The following is a 19,016-nucleotide window of genomic DNA, read 5'->3' as shown; positions in this document are numbered from 1 at the left end:
GAGGCGGGGATGCTTGTGTTATAAAAGCATCTCCGCAAGACGATAAATGCCTTCTATAATTGCTACCTCATCTACTTTCGCAAAGCCCAGTACCCATCCTTTTCGATTGCTTTCCAAACAATACATACTGAGTGGATAGACACGGATTCCTTGTTCAAGCGCTTGGATTGTCACAGCTTCTTCGTCAAACGAGTCTTCCGCTTCAAGAAGCATATGCAATCCCGTCTCTACACCGCTGAGTGTGAAGCGTTCACCTAGACCGGTCGAAAGGATGGCCTTCGTCATGGCTTCGTGCCTGCGGCGATATACATTTCTGACTCTTCTCATATGGCGCATGAAATGACCGTGTTCGATAAAATGAGCAAGCGTTAATTGCTCCATAATTGGAAGATGGCGATAAGTTAACTCATGGACTTGAGCAAGCTGACGAATGGCCTCTGTTGGGCCAATGATGGCCGATATACGAATACCAGGAGCAACCATTTTGGAAAAACTCATCATATACAACGTATTCTGAGGTTGCTGGCTGAACAAAGTTGGGAGCGGATCGCCGCGATATCGAAACTCGCTATCATAGTCGTCCTCAACAATCCAGAATTGCTGTTGAGCGGCCATGTGTAGTAGTTGCTGTCTACGGGGTTCCGACATGATCACGCCAACTGCGCACTGGTGCGAAGGCGTAACAAAGGCTAGTTTGGATTGTGGATGAAGATGCTCTACTTGGAGTCCGTATTCATCGACAGGGACGGGAACAACATTCATCCGCCGATACTTCATCGCCATCCAGGCCGCGGGAAAACCGGGATCTTCAACAGACACCGTATCTCCTTCAGTTAAAAGGGCTTGGGCGATCAAATCTATGCTATGCTGTGCGCCTGAAGTTAATATAATTTGATCGATATGCACGTGAATGCCTCGCTCAAGAGACAAATAACGCTGAATCTGTTCCCGCAGCGGTACGAAACCGTAGGCGTTACCGTAAGCCCAACTGGCCAGATCTGTTTCTGCAGAAGCTTGCAGAAACGATTGCCTCCAATTTTTTTGGAAATGTGCATCCAAATAAGGTTCGTGTGGACTAAAATCGATTTCCACGTTTCGGTATTCCTTGCCTCTAAACCAGCTATGCAGATGGCCGACTGCATCGTTTAATAAAGGTAACTCGGGGGTGACAGGGCCTTGGGGGTTATCATCCTTCGTAAAATTAGTCATGCAGGTCCAATCGCTCACCCTTGTGCCGCCGCGCCGAGACGTAACGGTGTAACCACGGCTGAATAATTCTTCATATACAATCTGTATGGTGGAGCGAGAGACACCAACCAATGGAGCGAGTTCGCGAGACGGCAGCAGCAATTCGCCCGGAGGCCATTTTCCGGTTGAAATATTATGAATTGCTTGGTCCAGCAATTGTTGCCAGATTGGGCGGTCGTCGTCACGGTTAACTTTTAGCATTCGTTGCACCCCCATGTATGTTTTAAAATATGGATTGTTCAAATTGTTGATTTATGAGTATTAGGGTCATTCCAATACTTGATACTAGCATGATGATAATAGCCTTGCAACGATAACAATAATTCAAAAAGCGAATTTATGGAGATAGAAAGGAAGATTCTCATGATTCATTTAGAACAGCAAGACAAAGCAGTCGCTAATGCGATTAGACAAGAGCTTGGGCGACAGCGGGATACGATAGAACTGATTGCATCGGAGAATTTTGTCAGTCAGGCCGTCATGGGAAGTGTACGTGAGATTACGTCCCAGTTTCCTTTATATGAAGGACGGCATTAAACAAAGAGGATGATATCTGCTCGCAAGATCGCGGATATCATCTTTTTCGTTGTTGTATTGCTTATATGGTGCGCCTGTGTTAGGCTATGATCATATTAAGTTATAATGTTATAACATTATAACAAATATACAAACAAAACATATGATTCGGATATGGAGGAAGAACAGATGTCTAATTATGATAAGTTTCCAGAGGTTCGGGTTACGGGGAAAGATTCAAGCGCATGGAAAGGCTATGATTCAATTGTTGCTGAACTAAATACCACATTGAATAAGCTGGGTAAGCGAACAGTAATGGTCATTGATTGTTATCCCGGTGTTCGATATGAAGAGATTCTAGAGCAAATGATCAAGCCGCTGAACGCGGATTTTGTGATTCATTCTGATGACTTAGCCTATTCCGGTGATGAGATTACAGCGATGATCGAGCGTAATCTAACGGATGATCGCGTATTCGGTGTCATGTCATGCCACCAGCTGCATGAATTTTATGATCAAGCCAAAATAGATGAAGCCAAAAACAAAATAAATGGTGTTAACCAAGGATTAATCGTGATCTATGGTGTGGGCGCTTCGCTCGTCTACCAGCCGGATCTGCTCGTATATTTGGACCTCGCACGTTGGGAGATTCAACAGCGATACCGCTCCAAGGAGATGGGGAACTGGAAGGTTGATAATCATAACGAGGATATATTGCGCAAATATAAACGAGGTTATTTCGTCGAGTGGCGTATTGCCGATCGACATAAAAAACGGTTATACCAACAAATCGATTATCTCGTAGACACGAATGTGTTGAATCAACCCAAAATGGTTACCGGGGAAGCCTTTTTGGCAGGTCTTGCGGAAGCTAGTCGTCGTCCGTTCCGCGTTGTACCGTATTTTGATGCCGGCGTATGGGGCGGTCAATGGATGAAAGAAGTCTGTGACCTTGATCGAGATCAGATCAATTTTGCTTGGAGTTTCGACGGGGTACCGGAGGAGAACAGCTTGTATCTCACGTATGGCGACGTTCGAATTGAAGTGCCTTCGATTAACTTGGTGTTCAGACATCCGGCCGAAATTCTAGGCGATAAGGTACATGCTCGCTTCGGAACAGAATTCCCAATTCGGTTCGATTTCCTCGATACGATGGGCGGCCAGAATCTAAGTCTTCAGGTGCATCCGTTAACGGAGTACATTCAAGAGAACTTTGGCATGCACTACACGCAGGATGAGAGTTATTATATTCTGGATGCGAAAGATCAAGCGCTCGTGTATCTGGGCGTCAAAGAAGGCATCAATTCAGAAGAAATGATGGAAGATCTGCGAAAAGCCGAACGAGGAGAGTCCTCTTTTCCTGATGACAAGTACATTAACACATACGTTGCGAAGAAGCATGATCACTACCTGATTCCTGCGGGTACGATTCACTGCTCAGGGGAAAATACGATGGTACTCGAGATCAGCGCAACCCCGTATATTTTTACGTTCAAGTTGTGGGATTGGGACCGACTCGGCTTGGATGGACGACCTCGCCCGGTTCATATCGATCATGGTGAGAAGGTTATTCAGTGGGAGCGGGATACGAAGTGGGTCGATACAAATTTGATCAATCGGTTCGAGAAGATTGCAGAAGGTGATGGATGGATCGAAGAGAGAACGGGACTTCATGATCGGCAATTTATCGAGACGAGAAGACATTGGTTCTCCAAGACGGTATTGCATGACACCCATGAGAGCGTGAATGTGCTAAACTTGGTGGAAGGGGAAGAAGCTATCGTCGAGAGTCCTTCCCAAGCATTCGAACCGTTCATTGTCCACTATGCAGAGACGTTTTTCATTCCATCTTCGGTCAAAACGTACACGATTCGTCCGCATGGGCCGTCGGTTGGCAAGACGATCGCGACGCTAAAAGCATTTGTAAGAGTGTAACGGAATCGATATATAGATAGGGTTTAGGGGGAATATCAATGGCCTTTGAGCTAGACCAGAGTAAGGAGGCATTGCCTCTATATATTCAGATCAAACAGGATCTCAAAGCGAAGATTCTGAATGGGACGTGGAACGAGGGAGATAAGATCCCAAATGAGCTTGATTTGTGCAAGCTGTACGATGTAAGCAGAACGACAGTAAGGGACGCGCTGAACGAGCTGGTATGGGAAGAGTATCTCATTCGGCGAAGAGCTAAAGGGACGTATGTACTTGGCGTTCCAGGGCAACGGCAGGATTCGGATGTCTATGAAACCCATTTTCGGAGTTTTACGCATCAGATGAAAGAGCTGGGCAAGGAAGCGGGGACCTTAAAGGCAGAAGTGATGCGTACTCCAGCGAGTGCATTTATCGCGGAGCAGCTTGGTGTCCAAGAGGGTGAGCTTATCTATGAAATCCAGCGTGTCAGAGGCGTAGGGGATACAGCCATCGTATTTTTCAAGACGTACATCCACGTTCCGATTGAGCTCTCGCTGAAGCCAGAGGATTATTACGGATCGTTATATCAGATGCTGCTTGGTCTTGGGATTAAGGTTAAGAAAGTGCAGGAGTACCTTGAAGCTGTGAATCCAAGTGAAAGCTTGCAGCAAATCCTGAATATCGAACCGAACCAACCGATTCTCAAACGCGTGCGCAGCACGTTCAATGAACAGAAGCATTTCTCGGAGTATACGGAATGTTACTACATTGGGGAGCGTTATCGCTATTATCTGGAGTTTGATCAAATATCAAAGTAGCAGCTTTTACGATAAGGGGCTGTTCCATAGGTCATGAAGTATGACCAAAGGAACAGCCCTTTTTTAATTTTTAGACGAAGGAATCAGCGGTTCAGCAGTAGGATTACTTTTTTCCAACGGATGAGTGACCTTTCAGGGTCAAATCCCATAGACTGTTGATACATTCGTAGAAGTGTGGGAGGCTGTCGATGAGTTCTGCAAATTGTTCGATACAGATCGCTCCCGGGCATGGTATTCGTATTTCTTCTCTACTACTCAAGACGCTCGGGATTGGGAAACCTCGCCAAATCAGTCTCAAGTTTGGTAGTAAATTAATAACTTCTGATTTGGTTCTGACTCACAGACAAGGTCATTCCCTGCGTCTATCCTCAGCGCTGTCTAATGAACTGAAGCTTCCCCATGCGGGGAAATGTCTCGTCACCAAACGAGGTGACAACGAGATTCAAATTGGTCCACTCATTGGGATCCTGGCAGGACGTACGAAGCACGGAGGGATTTCCTTCGGAGGAATGTCAGGTTTTTTCAAGCAGCAGATCAGCGCAGGCGAGGGTAAATCTTATAGTTTTGCCTTTAGTCCAAAGGATGTGAACTGGGAAGAGGAGACCGTTACGGGTTATTTTCCTCAAAAAACAGGAGGGTGGATTCGCAGGAAGCTTCCGCTGCCGGATGTCGTATATAACCGAATGCAGAGTCGACAGGCCGAGCGGGTGACATCGATGGGCAGCTTCAAAGAGCGTTTCCTGCGCCGATCCATTCCGTTATTTAACTGGAGCTTTTTTGATAAGTCGGATGTCTATAAGCTGCTTGTTGACGATCCGCTCGCGAAGCATATTCCAGAATCGCATTTGAGCCCGTCGGCGATTACGATGAAGGAAATGTTGAACAAGTACGGTACTGTCTACCTGAAGCCGTCGGGAGGGAGTCTCGGGGTCGGCATCTATAAGCTGATACGCCATCGAGAACATCGTTATACGGTTCGTTATCGGTCTCATGGTCAGAATAGAGTCGTGCACTATACAAGTGCGGATCGCATGTTGAACATGCTGATGAAGCATCAGCGAAGCCGATTCCATCAGTATATTGCTCAGCAAGGGATTGATCTCATCCAGGTAGATTCGTGTCCGGTTGATTTTCGATTCCATATGACCAAGGACGGAGAGAATCAATGGGTCGTCGCTGCGATTGGCGCCAAAAAAGCGGGGAAAGGCAGCATTACGACACATGTAGCTAGCGGCGGGAAGCTGTTGGCGACAGAGCAAGTATTTCGACAAGCATTCGGAGGAGAGGCTCCACAGATGCTGCGAAAAGTAAGGTCAACCGCGGTTGATCTAGCGCGAGCTATTGAGCGTAATTATCCATATTTACTAGGGGAAATTGGCTTTGATCTAGGGATCGATCGGTCCGGTAAGGTCTGGATGTTCGAAGCGAATGCGAAGCCAGGCCGCTCCATCTTCAAACATCCTACCGCGAAATCCGGGGAGCGTGCCTCGCTCGACAATTTGATTGACTATTGCAAATACCTTAGCAAGTTTTGACCTGGGAGGGTAGGGTGATGACAACAGTTCAGGCTCAGGCGCGCAGACGTCCTGTCATAGCTATCTTAACAGCCAAGGATCAACATCGAAGTATGCGCGGAAGATTCAGCAATTTCGGCGATATCATTCGGGTCGGCAAAAAGCTCGGAGCAACGGTGTATGTCACGACCGCTGAGGATATCCGGTCATCGCAGAAAAAAATTGTGGGTCTCTATTACAGTAAGCAATCTGGCATGTGGATGACGAAGTCCTTTCCTGCACCCCATGTGATCTATAACCGGATTCCCTTCCGTAAATATGAGGCGAGGCCGGAAATACAGCAGACCATTCACAATTTTTTGCAAGATCGCAAAGTGAGGTTATTCAACCCGTTTTTCTTCAATAAATGGACCCTCTATGAATGGTTGTCTCGCGCCAAATCTACGAGGACATCGCTGCCGAAGACAGAGAAGCTCACGTCCTCCTCCATCCTGGAGACCTATTTGGAGCAGCATGCAGCTGTCTATTTGAAGCCGATTCATGGGAAAGCCGGCAAAGGCATCATGCAGGGGCAAAGACTGAAGAATGAAGGCGGTCCGAAATACAGGCTTATTTATACCAAGGGGAAGAAGCGGCACGTTCATAATTTCTGGACGATTCCCGAGATGTGGCTGCATCTGAGGCAGAAAATGGGGGCCAAAGAATATATCGTGCAGCAAGCGATTGATTTAACGAAATCGCATGGTGATCCATTCGATCTTCGGATTCTCGTACAGAAGAATCAGACGAATACGTGGCAGTTGACAGGGATTGGCGCACGTGTTGCAGGTAAGCGAAGCATTACGACCCATGTCCCAAGGGGAGGATCAATTCAGAGCGCAAACAAAGTGCTTAAGGCGGTATTCGGCGCGACAAGGGCGCAAGATATCAAAGAGAACGCGGGAACATTAGCACTCATCATTGCGGAACAAATTGAGAAATCGTCGGGATATGAACTGGGTGAGATGTCGATGGACATCGGCGTGGATAGCAACGGGAAGCTGTGGTTTTTCGAGGCCAATTCGAAGCCGATGAAATTCGACGAACCGCGTATACATCGTAAGTCTCTCAAGACGTTAATCCAATATTGTATTTATCTCAGTTCGCTGAGCACAGATAACTATACGGAGAACCCTTAGATCCAGTGATCTAAGGGTTTTTTTCTGTTATCGAAGTTCGTAATGAAACGATAATGAGAAGCCCTCCATAATCGTATGGAGGGCTCTATAATAAGGGTCAAGGTTGATCTCATAGATTCGTAATATCTTCTAAGTTAAGCAGTGTATCGAAGGAGGTAACCCGGCTCTCTTTTCTCCGTATTCTTTCGCGGGCTTTTGGTTTGACTTTGACCTTGAACATCGAATTGTAGACGAAGAAGGCGTATTCAATCGGCTTTATTATCGCTAGATTGTAAGTATCCTTCTCACCGGCTTTGGCGAATACTTCCCTCGCTGGTTTCGGATTGACTTCGAGCAGCCAAGCGTGCCCGCTGCGATCGATCGCTATATCGAGTGCGAGCTCACAGAGCGCGCCGTATTTCTCTTCCAGGAATTTTGCCGTCTCAATTCCTAGCGTCTCCATTTTTTCCTTGACCGTTCTGATCTTCTCGGGGTCTTCGATCCACTCGTTCAAGAGCTTCATCATCGGGACGGCTTCTCCGCCTCCATGCAGATTTGAGGTGACACTCCGTAAGGCACCTACCCGACCGGCACAGCCAGTTACCGTCCACTCCCCGCTGCCGTCCTTCTGGACGAGTAGACGGTAGTCGTGAACGCGGCCATTTGGCAGCTTGATGGCGATCCCTTGCTGCAGGATATAGCGATTCTTCGCATTCCAGCTAGAGAGCTTTGAGGCTAATTGTGAGGGCAGAATACGCTGAGGGGAGATGATATGACGTCTATGGTCTCGTCCTTGAATATCATATCGACGACTTCCAATCAGGCGTTCAATGCGCAGAATTCCGCGCCCGCCTGTACCGTTGATCGGCTTGAGAAAGACGAGCCTTTCCTTCTTCATCAGCAGATGTACATCGTTCGCAGAGTTATATAATTTAGTATAAGGCAAATGAGGTTGAATCAAGGGATGGTTACGCAGAACTTGGTAGATGGTCCATTTGTTTCGAAGCGGACGATTCAGGAAATATAAGGAGTTATACCTTGCCCGGAATTTCAGTAATTCCTTGAAGCGATACGTATTCTGAATGCGGCAGCGGTCAAATATAAGATGTGGAAAAGGTGTCCATTTCCTCGTCCAAGTACGCGATTTGGGGTGATAGAACATCCCATAAATCTGTTTCTTTTTCGAATCGACATCTTGCGGTGTAAAGACAAAAGTCTGCATCCCCAGTTTGTGGCTCGCTGCAATCATGCGCTGGTAGATGGGACGTTCCTCCAAATGTTTCTTTTCATTCAAATATAGCGTGAGTATACCGAGGACTGGTTGAGACAAGGCTAATTCACCTTCTTGCGTCGTATTCAAATGCTAATGTAGGTTTCCCCGTAGGCCCTTCCATGAGATGATGTGCGATTAAGCCCGCTTGAAAACACATGTGTAAGCTGGACAGGTTATCTATGGCCACATGGCAGGTAAGACTTCCGAGCCGACTAATCTGTTCTTCCATCAGCATCGTGCCGATGTGATTCCCGCGGAATTCGGGATGAACGACGACAAGGCATGTCGTATTGCCGAAGTCTTCGACAAAAGATAGCCCGATTAGACGTGCCTTCGCACGTGATGTTCGCTCGGTTGCAATCAAGAGCTGTGTTCCTTCTTCTTGTAATCCGCGTACAGGTAATGATTCCAGCTTCTTCAACGCATCGGTGGTGATTCGTTGATCGCCAGCGTTAATAATGAATTGGATAAATCTAGCACGAAGCACAGGCCATTTCTCTTCGTGCGGAGAGCGAATGACGCGAATGTCCACAGGGGTTCCTCCTGTCTTCCTCTAAGCTTGTTGCACGAGGAATGTGCTGTATTGGAAAATACGTTCAATCGAGCGCTTCCGAATATGCGGTTCATCAAATTTCATTGGCTTCGAATTGGCTTCGAAGAACCAAACATGACCTTGAGCATCTACGCCGAGGTCCATGGACATCTCACCCAATTGAAAGCCAGACCCACGTTCAAGTTGTCTGGCGATCGTTAAGGAGGTACTCCGGGCACGGGAGAGGATTCTTCGGGTTGGCACTTGCCCGAAAGCCGAGATAAGCAGCTTCTCGGGATCTTCGATGCTTCCACCGCGTGGAACATGGGTTGTAATGCTAAGGGAGCCTGCCATACGAGCTCCGATACCCGATACTTCCCATTGTCCTCGGCGATTCTTCTGGATGAGAACCCGCAAATCGAAGGGCCTCCGTTGAATCGAGGCCAGTTCGATCCCTTGTTGAACAATATATTGGTTCTGTCCTGCCTCTTTCTTAATTCGTGTCCAGAGCTTGTTAAGGGTAGAGCATTTGTACGTGATGCTATTCTTCTTATCCTGTATCTTCAGACGGAACGGGAGCGATCTGCTCGGCTGGTATTTCACCATCATGATGCCGACCCCGGCTTTACCGGATTCCGGCTTCAGATAGAGATAGGAGTGTCGCAGAAGTTGTTTGCCGAGCTCCGTCGAGCCTGTTAACCGATGCGTATTTGGGATATGCGGTTTCGTGGATTTGGACTTCTTGAGCCATTCGAATAGCTGCCACTTATTGAAAAAGTAAGGATTATACAGTTTAATCTTCGGATTCGCCAAACATTCTGCAATTTTGCTCTGTACAGCAGGTTCGATCTCATCTTCCCGAAGAGGAATACGATTATAGATGACATGGGGCGCAGGTAACCATTGCTGCACCCACTGATTTGATTCGTTGTAATACGTGTAGCCAGTGACTTTCGCCATATTGAGCTTTAAATCCTTAACTGTCACGACGTAGACCAGATACCCGAGTTCTTTGCCTGTTCGTAAGATATCAATGAAATTGTCCCTGTTCCCCCGGAACATCAGATGGTCATCATCGACTGTTAGAATGGCGATAACAGGTTTTGCTGCAGTCTCTTGGGTGCTTGCATCCATCTAGCTCTCCCCTCTCCGAAATTTGCTGAGATACATGCAGTGTTCAATGATGTGAACGATTGAAGCTTTCCCTTCCTTGCGCAGCGCAGGGTGCTTGAAGATCGATCTTCCAGGCTTCGCGTTCGCTTCGAACATCCATACCTGTTCATCTTGGTCAATACCAATGTCGAAGCCCAGTTCCCCGAGCAGGTGGGGGTAATTCTTCTCAATCGATTCCGCAAGGCTGATGGAGATTTCTTTGGCCTTCTGGAGCACTTCATTGCCTCGAGCCCCAAACGTCCGGCTTAATGCTTGTTCTGGCGTAAGAAGCTGGCCGCCGTTCTTGATATGGGTCGTGACACTGCCTTTCCCGGCTTTCTTCGCGCCGATGCCGACGACGACCCATTGATTGCTGCCATTCTTATGCATATGGAATCGGAAATCAATCGGGCATTGATCAATCTCAATCAGTCGAATCCCTTGCTGAATGACATAGTTATGCAGGGAACGGCCATGCCTTGCTTGGAGCATGCGCATGAGGCTGTTGAAGGTATTGAAGCGCAGCAGCACATTGCTTCCCTTCGCACGGTACCTGGCGAAATACCCTTTCTTGGGATTATGGGTCAGACGATAAATGCCGATACCAAGACTTCCCGCCGTCGGCTTGTAGTAGAGGAATTGATGCTTCTCGAGCATCTCCTTCACCTTCTCCGATGTCGGTCCCATGACCGATTCGGGCACATATTGGTTCGCTTCTTCGTCATCCTTGAGCAGCTCGTAGACATCTGACTTATTGAAGAAACTCCAGTTAAAGAAGGGGATCTTACGTTTGATGAAGCGGTCGCGTAAGTTGGCAATCATCGACCCCGTCTCTGCGCGTCTGCTCGGCAGCCGATTATAGACGACCTCCGGAAGTGGGACGGTCTTGCGCGTCCACGTGCCAGAATCACTTAGGAAATAGCCGAGGACAGTATCATCAACCCAGTTAATATCCCGGGGGGCGAACGCGAAAAAGAACCCTTTCTTATTGCCTTCACGCAGCAGTGATTTAATAAAATCGGTACGGCTGCCAAAAGGATTCGTCGCCGTTCGTACTGAAGCATCCGAGAGGACACCAATCAGTGGGCCGATCTGGACTTCATCTGCGTTGCTATTCAGCAGGTAGACATTACCGGATTTCGGGACCCGAATGGAATTACGAAGGCCGGTTGTGAGATAGAGGTGTTTCCCCGACTTCTTGATCGGCTTCATTGTCGCAGGAATCGATACTCTCCCAAGCCTGAGGTAAATAGACTTTTTGCCAGATAGCTTCAATGTCTTCATCAGAGCATTGGATACATAGACGACCTTCTCGGGCTGCTGCGTAAAATGAACATTACAAACCATTAAACTCATGAATGGACCCTCCTAAGTTGTCGAAGCAATAAATAACGGGCATATACAATGGGATTCTCAACAGATTTCAAGGCGGTGGAGCGGTCATTCATTTGCAGAAAGATGGATCGTCCTGGCTTGGAGTTAACCTCCAATACCCAGAGATTTCCGTTACGATCGACACCAAAATCAATACCGAGCTCCGCTAATCTGCCGTGGCATTCTTCGAGCAGAATGGGAATCTGCTGTGAAAGTTCCTTGATGCTCTCTATGAGGGTTGCCGTCTTGTCGATGCCGAACTCACGTTCAAGGAACGGGATCGCTGCTTCTGCATGCCCGCCGCCATGCAAGTTGGAGGTTAGTGAACCCGGCTTTCCTCGTCTTACAGCCATCCCCGTCAATTGCCATTCCCCATGCTCATTTTTCTGAACAAGGGATCGAATATCAAAGGGTTCTTCATTGCGATTATTTAAATACAAATAGGGCTGCATAATGAACTTACGCTTTCCAATCCACTTATGAATCCAGCGATACCCTGCTTCCTCTTGCTTAAACACGCGTTCGATAATATCGTTGCTCGCGTTGCGTCCGCGAATGCGTAATTTGCCGTCCTGTCTTCGAACATATAATGTGTTCTTGCCATGACTGCCGCCGTGTGGCTTCAGGAAGGCTTCACCACCACAGGATTCAATCCACTCCCGCAATGTAGTGATCGACTCGTAGAGCACAGTTTCAGGCAGATAGGGCTTCACGGCTTCATACCCACACATGATCTGATAGACATCCCACTTGCCTTTCAATCCACGGCCGAGGAATGTAATGGAAGCCAGTTCGTTCAGTCGCTGGATGGCACGTTGGGTTTCCAGGTATTTGTGAAGCGTTGGATAATAGCAACGGTCGTAGACGACTTTCGGAATAGGAAAAGCACCACGTTCCCAACCTTTATCGGTATAGGCGTAGCCAACGATATACCCGAGCTTGGGCCGTAACCAGGTCGGGGAGAAGACAAAGACGGTGATACCATGTTTACGCCCGACTTCACACAATCGCCGGCAGAATGATTTCTCAGGAATCGGGAGGTCCCCTCTCGTCTCACATACCATAATGCCAAGATATTGAGCGGGCTTATAGGCTCTATTTTTTGACACAGGCAAGACTCCTTTAGAATCCGGACAGGAAACGCGAGTATTCAATCATTTGCTTAACAGAAGGCCGGATCTTATTCTCTTTAAGTGGTGTATTGTCATTCTTGGATGGCTTCGAGTTGACTTCCAGCAGCCAAATATGTCCCGATGTATCGAGTGCGAGATCGATGCCGAGTTCACCAAAGTGTGCGGGAATGAAATCATCAACACCCTTGGCGATTTCAAGCGCCGCTTTATGAAGTCGAAGATGTGCATCCCCTTTATTGCCGGGTGGAAGGTTGGATTTACTCACCGCTTCCTTCACTGTACTCAGCGTTCCGCCTCGTGCGAGATTGGATACGAAGTGATGATCCCCAGCCGTCCTTGCGACAATCGAGGTGACATTCCATTTGCCTGTTGCATTCTTCTGCACCAAGGCACGGAAGTCAATGGGACGCTTGGTATTCTCGATGAGATTGAGTCCTTGCTGCATCTGATAGCGGGTCGTTTTCATCTTGACTGAGAGGCTAGAGAACAGTTTCGGTAAAGAGGGATAGGTGGCTCGCCGCGTACCGTTCATCGTGGCATAATGCGCTTGATATGCGATTCCGCCATTTTGCTTGCTCACACGGATGATTCCTTTCCCGAGACTCCCGCGAATAGGCTTGAGGAACACATGGCTGTATTTGGCGCACATGCTCTTCAATCCCGCAAAATTGCGCAGCATATGGGATTCCGGTAAAAATCGCTGCAAGGACGTATCTTTGCGAAGGGCCTCGAAGACTTCCGACTTATCGAGAAATTTCTCATTGAAGAATGGGGTTTTGTAACGGGATTTTACTTCTTTCAGAAAATGCTGTACGCTAGGTTTGTTCTCAAATTTTCTGGATGTAAGTCGGTTATTGATGACATCTCCAATGGGAAGTATCGACTTCTGCCAACGGCCATTATAGACCCAGCCTTGAAGTTGACATGTGCTCGAGCCGATGTGATCCGGAGTGAAGAAATACACAAAAGCACCTTGTACGCGGCAGGCGTCGACGAGTTCTTTGCAGAAGCTCGTGATGGTGCCAAAGGGTTTATCCGAATCTTCCGAATAGTCACGACTGATCAACACGCTAATAAGTGGCCCCATCTTGAGTACTCCGCTTTTGTAATTCAATCGAAGTTGAACACCCGAGAACAGCCCTGTTTTGCGCGCCAAAGCGGGGTGGATCCGGATTCCGTCGTACTTTGGTACGGGAATGACTTTCACGTGTTGTCTGAATGAACCGAAATGGAGCATCAAGTATTGGTGGGTAGGGATTTTCCACTGTTTGATCGTACTTTCCCCAATCATGAGCACGTCTTCTTGTATGATGCCGGAGCTGGTCACCTGGATGGGGAATTTGCTTTTAGACATTGTGGAGCTCCTCTCAACTACAACTTAATGGGACTAGAGTGGCCTACTGTACTACACTGCATAGATTCATCATATGAGGACATATTTCCCTTGGTGATTGACCCACTTATGAAAAACAAAGAAACCAACAAGAAATGGGGGAGTAGGATGCCGACATGGTTATATATTCTTATTAGTATGGCAGTCGCCGCCTTTGTGGGCGGTCTGACCAATCATTTTGCCATTAAAATGTTATTTCATCCGAGAAAACCGATTTATCTAGGGAGTTGGCGCGTTCCATTCACGCCAGGATTAATTCCTAAGCGCAAAGAAGAAATTGCAGGTTCGCTTGGCGAAATTGTCTCGGATTACCTCGTAACAACGGAAGGTCTGCAAGAGCTCCTGCAAAAGCCTCAATTCCGAGCCCAAATTGAGAACAGATTGATTGAGGGTATACAGCGGTTAGGTCAAGATGAGCGAACACTCAAACAATTCGCGCTTGGATATATGTCAGAAGAAGCGTGGGAAGCTTACAAAGATCGAACGGTCCTCTGGCTTCAGGGCGCGGTGGATCAGGGTATCAAGTGGACGTGGAATCGATATGAACTGGCGGACAAGCCTCTTCATGAACTAATTCCAGGTTGGTCGCCTGAGCTGATGACACGGTGGTCCGATATGGCCGCGGAAGGTATTATGAGCGCTGTTCGTGAAGAGATTACTTCCCTGCAAGGTCAACGGATGCTCAAACGTGTAGCTTCGGGGCTCGTGAGCCAGTCGGGTGGATTCCTGGGCGCGATGGCTTCCATGTTCATGGATGAGGAGAAGATCGTTCAGAAGATGACCCCTGTCTTGGTCGAGCAGCTAGAGTCGGAACATGTTCGGGTTATTCTTAGTACGAAGATCGAACGTAAACTTGAATCCTTGTCGACATTGCCACTCGATCAGGTGCTTCGTTCCATGGCGGGTGAGGATGGATTGAACTGGATATCACGCCATGCCCGGAACATGTTACAATGGAAGCAATGGGTCCAGCAGGCGGAAGAAATACATATCGGGTCGCTCGTAAGTCGATTTGAAGAACGTCTAACGTTGGTTATGCCTCGTGTTGTTCAGGTGGCGCTAGGCATGTTGGAACGTAATATGGCGAATATCGTCAAGTCGATTCAATTGCCTCAGCTCGTTCGCGAACAGGTTGAGCGATTCCCGATCGAACGCTTGGAACAGATTATTCTGAGTGTGTCGGGACGAGAATTCCAAGCGATTACATGGCTTGGCGCACTGCTCGGCGGTATTATTGGGTTATTCCAGGCTCTGTTCATGCTATGGTTAGGGTGATGGAATTTCATAACAGATTGATAGGATAAGGGAGAGAAGAAGAATGAATGTATATGATAAAGCACATGAGCTTGCAAAAGCGTTGAAAGATTGCCCAGAGGTGGCTGAAGTTAAAAGTATGATGAATTTGATCGCTGCAGACCCAGACAGCAAACGCATGCTGGATGAGTTCCGTGCGAATCAAGCTGAGATGCAGCAGAGAATGATGTCAGGCGATATGCCGAATCCGGAAGAGATGGAGAAGATGGAGAAAATGTTCGAACTGCTCCAGATGAACCAACATATCAGTCGATTGTTCGATGCAGAGCGTCGTCTTAGTGTAATTATTGAAGACATTAACAAAATTGTGCTTCAGAACTTGGAGTTCCTATATCAATAAGTTGTAGCGAAAAAAGAATAATTCTATAGCGAGCTCCTTTGCTTTTTGTCATATTTCGATCCTTATCCACATAGGGTGAAGAATAGGACAAACATGCAAAGGAGTTTTTGCGTATGCGTACTTGGAAAGTAGCAAAATCGGTTATTTATTTGGGGGTTGCTCTCGGCATGCTGCTCTTCGCTTGGCCGAAACTTCATCTATTATTGTCGTGGTCAGCAGGTACGGTATTCGTCTATGTCTGGCTCTTATTTGCTTTCTTAATCATTTTATCGCAGCTTCATTATTTATTGCTATCGAGCGAGCAGCAGGAGGAGAAAATTCAGCGCCTAAGAAGATATCGCCGTTTACAATGGCAGCAGAAGCTATCGCAGTCACTCGAACGGAAGACACGAATCAGAGGGGAATGATCCGTTCCTTGTTAAGCAAGATCTTTGTCGAGGCGATGGGGTAGAATTTTAATCGTTTTTGTCGAACAATATTTGGGCCTTCGGAACTGAAACTTTCTGGAAAAAAGAACGTCTATATCCATGCTTTGCAAAGCAGACCAGTGAGAATGGGGGAGGTTCGCATCATGCGAAGATGGGTATCGGTTTTATTAACGTTCATGCTCGTTTCCGTTAGTATCTCAAATCACGTATCAGCAGCTGCGCAGACGACACTAGAGAAGTATCAAATTCTGAAAGATAAGGGGATATTCACGGGATTCTCGGACGGCAGCGCAAGACTGAATGAGGAAATGTCGCGCGAGCAATTCGCTGCCGTCTTGTTCCGATTGATGGACTTGAAGCAAGTTACCGGTTCACCGAGTTACAACGATGTACTTAAGACACGCTGGTCCTATGGATACGTAGAGGCAGCGACGCAAGCAGGTCTCATGAAGGGCCTTGGAGCAGGCAAGTTCGGACCTACAGCGCCGGTGACGGTCGAGCAGCTTGCTACTATGCTTGTGCGTGCCTATGGTATCGAAGGATCAAGCAGCAATGGGGTTGGTGGCAAAGTATCATCTTGGGCGCGGAGTACGGTAGCTGTCGCACTCGATAAGGGCATTATTCCGATTATGTACGATTACACCGGGAATGCGACGAGAGCGCTGCTCGTGGACGCGACGTACGCCGCTTATCAGAAGATGGCTGAGCCTGAATACAAGACGCTTAAGGTGAAATCACTAGACGTCATTTCGAATACGAAGCTGGTCTTGAACCTCGATGAAGCGGTGTCTGTCATTAAACCGGAGAATATTACGATTCGTAAGACCTATGGCAATAGCAAACTCACCATTCGCCAAGCTGTCCTGAGCAGTGACGGGAAGAAGGTTGAGATTATAACTGATCCACAAGAAGGATCCACACAATACACATTAACAGTAGATGACAATACGAAGTCATTCGTCTCGCTTGCTGTGGATACGACGAAGCCTCGAATCACCGATTTCCATACCGCTTCGAACTATTGGCTGTCAATTACCTTCTCAGAGCCTGTTGATCTAAGCTCTGCGACAGACTTATCCAATTACTCCGTGAATAACAACCTCTATCTGTATCGTGCAGATCTCTCGAACGATGGCCGTACCGTTACGATTCAGACTTCAGAACAGAAGTCGAATACACGCTATACCTTTGTTGCTTATCGGGTCGCGGATAAGGCAGGCAATACACTCGATCCCGTTAACTTCAGCTTCGGGGAAGATGATGATCGATCGGGACCGACCGTAAAGAAGGTGACCTCTGATTCGAATCGTGTAACCATCTGGTTCGATGAACGTCTGGAACGTGGAACCGCGGAGGATAAGTACAACTACAGCATGAACGGAGATTTGGGATATCCATCGGGTGTCAGCTACAATGATTCGAACCAATCGGTCACGTTAACAACACCAGATCAAGTGAATGGGAAAGTATATACGATCTCGATGAAATATATCGAAGATCGCTTCGGGAACAAAATAAATAACCCGACGAGGGTTAATTTTACAGGCGTGAATGATGATGCATGGATGACATTAAATGTGCAGAGCATTCGGTCTATCGATTGGAATACGCTCGAGATTCGGGTTGACGATCCGCTTACCGCTGCTGATCTTGCGCAGCTGAACGTGGTTGTGAACCGGGATAATGGGAATGCCGTCTCCATGTCTGGATGGCAATCCTATGTGACGCAGCCAGACAGCCGAACGATCCGTGTACAATTCAGAACGGCGGATAACGGGAACCCGAATCTGTTCCGTGAGCAGCATACGATCCAAGCCTCCGTCTATGGACTGCCGAACTTGAATACGCGGAATCAAGCGAATGTGAAGTCGTTCTCGGGTACGGATTATGCGAATCCAATTCCTACGATCAAGCAGGTGAAGGCGCTCGATCAACGTTCTGTCCTTGTGCAATTCAGCGAGCCGGTTCGTAATGTGTCGCGCGATGGGTTCATCATTAAAGATGCAAAAGGCGGATACGTGACCATCAAATCGGATTCTATCAATAATCGCAATAAAGTGGTCGATGAAGCTGTTCTTTATCTCGATTCGCCGACGGATGGGGATGTCTACACGATGACGTTTACGGGTGCCGTGACAGATGCAGCAGGTTGGAACAGCATGAAGGTTACCGATGGATCGAATCCGTACAGTGTACAGTTCCGAGGCATTGGCGACAATAATGCAGCGCCGCGTATCGCAAGCACAGCTTCGACAGATCCGTATAATATTACCGTGCAATTCAGCGAACCTGTACGTAATGCGGAGAAGGGTCCTTTTACAATATGGAATGAGGAACGGAAAGGACTGGATCTGAAAAATGGCGAGAATGCTGCGTTCGAAGTGTCGGAAGACCGTACCAAACTCTACATTCACTTATTTGCCGACAAATTGGATGGCCTGAAGAAAAACGATGATTACAAATTAATCTATAACACGGATTCTGGCCGGATCGCGGATGATCAGGGTAAAGGATATGACACGGCACAAGGCGCGAACGAGTCCAGCTTCAAGGCCAAAGGAAGCAAGCACGATGCATCATATATCGAGAGCGTAATTGCGGAAGGCACTAAAATCGTATTGACCTTAAGTGATCCTGTGCAAGGCTACAAAGGTAGGATCGATGATTTCGAAATCGTTATTAGTGGGAATCGTGTCACGCCTACGGCAGGTGAAATTTCGAAAGACGGCAAGACCATCACGATGACGGTTGATCGCCTGGATAAGCGGAATCATGGACAGATTCGTGTGACAGATCAAGGATCGGGTTATCTTGTAGATGTGAATCACGTCGGTATGGATCAAGAATGGGTTAGCTTCCGTACGAAATAATACAGTGAGGATTCATGTGTAAAAAATCGCTTTCGAATGCTAT

The 19,016-nt window shown here is 47.5% G+C and carries 15 protein-coding genes and 1 pseudogene; 9 read left to right on the top strand and 7 right to left on the bottom strand.

Going from position 1 to position 19,016, the window contains the following annotated elements; genetic code table 11:
• Positions 1-18 precede the first annotated feature (18 nt).
• Complete coding sequence (gene pdxR / locus C558_RS0109895) at positions 19-1,449, bottom strand: MocR-like pyridoxine biosynthesis transcription factor PdxR (RefSeq protein WP_018756105.1); 1,431 nt, start codon at positions 1,447-1,449, stop codon at positions 19-21.
• A 162-nt stretch (positions 1,450-1,611) separates the two neighbouring features.
• Here pdxR and C558_RS33090 point away from each other — a divergent pair.
• The 5 genes and pseudogenes from C558_RS33090 to C558_RS0109870 form a co-directional block, all read left to right on the top strand.
• Positions 1,612-1,731: pseudogene (locus C558_RS33090) on the top strand (serine hydroxymethyltransferase); the annotation flags it as partial.
• Between the two features lie 222 nt (positions 1,732-1,953).
• The gene (locus C558_RS0109885) at positions 1,954-3,699 is read left to right on the top strand and encodes a class I mannose-6-phosphate isomerase (RefSeq protein ID WP_018756103.1); all 1,746 of its coding nucleotides are present in this window, start codon (positions 1,954-1,956) and stop codon (positions 3,697-3,699) included.
• A 38-nt stretch (positions 3,700-3,737) separates the two neighbouring features.
• Complete coding sequence (locus C558_RS0109880; protein WP_018756102.1) at positions 3,738-4,493, top strand: GntR family transcriptional regulator; 756 nt, start codon at positions 3,738-3,740, stop codon at positions 4,491-4,493.
• A gap of 188 nt (positions 4,494-4,681) precedes the next feature.
• Positions 4,682-6,028 (top strand): YheC/YheD family endospore coat-associated protein, encoded by a 1,347-nt coding sequence (locus C558_RS0109875; RefSeq protein ID WP_018756101.1) that lies wholly within the window; start codon positions 4,682-4,684, stop codon positions 6,026-6,028.
• Positions 6,029-6,045: 17 nt separating this feature from the next.
• Positions 6,046-7,185: a YheC/YheD family endospore coat-associated protein gene (locus C558_RS0109870; protein ID WP_018756100.1), complete on the top strand. Its 1,140-nt coding sequence runs from the start codon at positions 6,046-6,048 to the stop codon at positions 7,183-7,185.
• Between the two features lie 109 nt (positions 7,186-7,294).
• On the opposite strand, the gene C558_RS0109865 is transcribed toward C558_RS0109870, so the two are convergent.
• Genes C558_RS0109865 through C558_RS0109840 form a run of 6 tightly spaced genes read right to left on the bottom strand, consistent with a single transcriptional unit; the run spans position 7,295 to position 13,982 of the window.
• Positions 7,295-8,494: a YheC/YheD family endospore coat-associated protein gene (locus C558_RS0109865; RefSeq protein ID WP_083927159.1), complete on the bottom strand. Its 1,200-nt coding sequence runs from the start codon at positions 8,492-8,494 to the stop codon at positions 7,295-7,297.
• 7 nt (positions 8,495-8,501) lie between these two features.
• Positions 8,502-8,969, bottom strand: a complete 468-nt coding sequence (locus tag C558_RS0109860) for a GNAT family N-acetyltransferase (RefSeq protein WP_018756098.1) — start codon at positions 8,967-8,969, stop codon at positions 8,502-8,504.
• Positions 8,970-8,990: 21 nt separating this feature from the next.
• A complete protein-coding gene (locus tag C558_RS0109855) occupies positions 8,991-10,103 on the bottom strand; it encodes a YheC/YheD family endospore coat-associated protein (protein ID WP_018756097.1) in 1,113 nt (370 codons plus the stop codon).
• Positions 10,104-11,477: a YheC/YheD family endospore coat-associated protein gene (locus tag C558_RS0109850; protein WP_018756096.1), complete on the bottom strand. Its 1,374-nt coding sequence runs from the start codon at positions 11,475-11,477 to the stop codon at positions 10,104-10,106. It abuts the gene before it with no gap.
• Positions 11,474-12,604, bottom strand: coding sequence for a YheC/YheD family endospore coat-associated protein (locus tag C558_RS0109845; protein WP_018756095.1), 1,131 nt, complete (start codon positions 12,602-12,604; stop codon positions 11,474-11,476). The genes C558_RS0109850 and C558_RS0109845 overlap by 4 nt, the downstream gene beginning before the upstream one ends.
• A 13-nt stretch (positions 12,605-12,617) precedes the next feature.
• On the bottom strand, positions 12,618-13,982 hold the full coding sequence (locus C558_RS0109840) for a YheC/YheD family endospore coat-associated protein (RefSeq protein WP_018756094.1): 1,365 nt from the start codon (positions 13,980-13,982) through the stop codon (positions 12,618-12,620).
• 147 nt (positions 13,983-14,129) lie between these two features.
• Here C558_RS0109840 and C558_RS0109835 point away from each other — a divergent pair, with 147 nt between their 5' ends.
• The 4 genes from C558_RS0109835 (at position 14,130) to C558_RS0109820 (ending at position 18,973) form a co-directional block, all read left to right on the top strand.
• Entirely contained in the window at positions 14,130-15,296 is a 1,167-nt protein-coding gene (locus tag C558_RS0109835) for a DUF445 domain-containing protein (RefSeq protein ID WP_018756093.1), read from the top strand.
• 43 nt (positions 15,297-15,339) lie between these two features.
• Positions 15,340-15,675, top strand: a complete 336-nt coding sequence (locus tag C558_RS0109830) for a YlbF/YmcA family competence regulator (protein WP_018756092.1) — start codon at positions 15,340-15,342, stop codon at positions 15,673-15,675.
• A 113-nt stretch (positions 15,676-15,788) separates the two neighbouring features.
• Positions 15,789-16,082 (top strand): hypothetical protein, encoded by a 294-nt coding sequence (locus C558_RS0109825; protein ID WP_018756091.1) that lies wholly within the window; start codon positions 15,789-15,791, stop codon positions 16,080-16,082.
• Between the two features lie 164 nt (positions 16,083-16,246).
• Entirely contained in the window at positions 16,247-18,973 is a 2,727-nt protein-coding gene (locus C558_RS0109820; RefSeq protein ID WP_018756090.1) for an Ig-like domain-containing protein, read from the top strand.
• Positions 18,974-19,016 lie beyond the last annotated feature (43 nt).

The sequence above is a fragment of the Paenibacillus terrigena DSM 21567 genome (assembly GCF_000374845.1).
Lineage (GTDB): Bacteria > Bacillota > Bacilli > Paenibacillales > Paenibacillaceae > Paenibacillus_K > Paenibacillus_K terrigena.
Note: the sequence above shows the minus strand (reverse complement) of the source record. Positions and strands in the feature narration are given on the sequence as shown.

What these genes read in the sequence shown, in the direction of transcription:
- pdxR (WP_018756105.1), bottom strand. Translation starts at nt 1,449, where the DNA reads ATGCTAAAAGTTAACCGTGACGACGACCGCCCAATCTGGCAACAATTG.
- C558_RS0109885 (WP_018756103.1), top strand. Translation starts at nt 1,954, where the DNA reads ATGTCTAATTATGATAAGTTTCCAGAGGTTCGGGTTACGGGGAAAGAT.
- C558_RS0109880 (WP_018756102.1), top strand. Translation starts at nt 3,738, where the DNA reads ATGGCCTTTGAGCTAGACCAGAGTAAGGAGGCATTGCCTCTATATATT.
- C558_RS0109875 (WP_018756101.1), top strand. Translation starts at nt 4,682, where the DNA reads ATGAGTTCTGCAAATTGTTCGATACAGATCGCTCCCGGGCATGGTATT.
- C558_RS0109870 (WP_018756100.1), top strand. Translation starts at nt 6,046, where the DNA reads ATGACAACAGTTCAGGCTCAGGCGCGCAGACGTCCTGTCATAGCTATC.
- C558_RS0109855 (WP_018756097.1), bottom strand. Translation starts at nt 10,103, where the DNA reads ATGGATGCAAGCACCCAAGAGACTGCAGCAAAACCTGTTATCGCCATT.
- C558_RS0109850 (WP_018756096.1), bottom strand. Translation starts at nt 11,477, where the DNA reads ATGAGTTTAATGGTTTGTAATGTTCATTTTACGCAGCAGCCCGAGAAG.
- C558_RS0109840 (WP_018756094.1), bottom strand. Translation starts at nt 13,982, where the DNA reads ATGTCTAAAAGCAAATTCCCCATCCAGGTGACCAGCTCCGGCATCATA.
- C558_RS0109835 (WP_018756093.1), top strand. Translation starts at nt 14,130, where the DNA reads ATGCCGACATGGTTATATATTCTTATTAGTATGGCAGTCGCCGCCTTT.
- C558_RS0109830 (WP_018756092.1), top strand. Translation starts at nt 15,340, where the DNA reads ATGAATGTATATGATAAAGCACATGAGCTTGCAAAAGCGTTGAAAGAT.
- C558_RS0109825 (WP_018756091.1), top strand. Translation starts at nt 15,789, where the DNA reads ATGCGTACTTGGAAAGTAGCAAAATCGGTTATTTATTTGGGGGTTGCT.
- C558_RS0109820 (WP_018756090.1), top strand. Translation starts at nt 16,247, where the DNA reads ATGCGAAGATGGGTATCGGTTTTATTAACGTTCATGCTCGTTTCCGTT.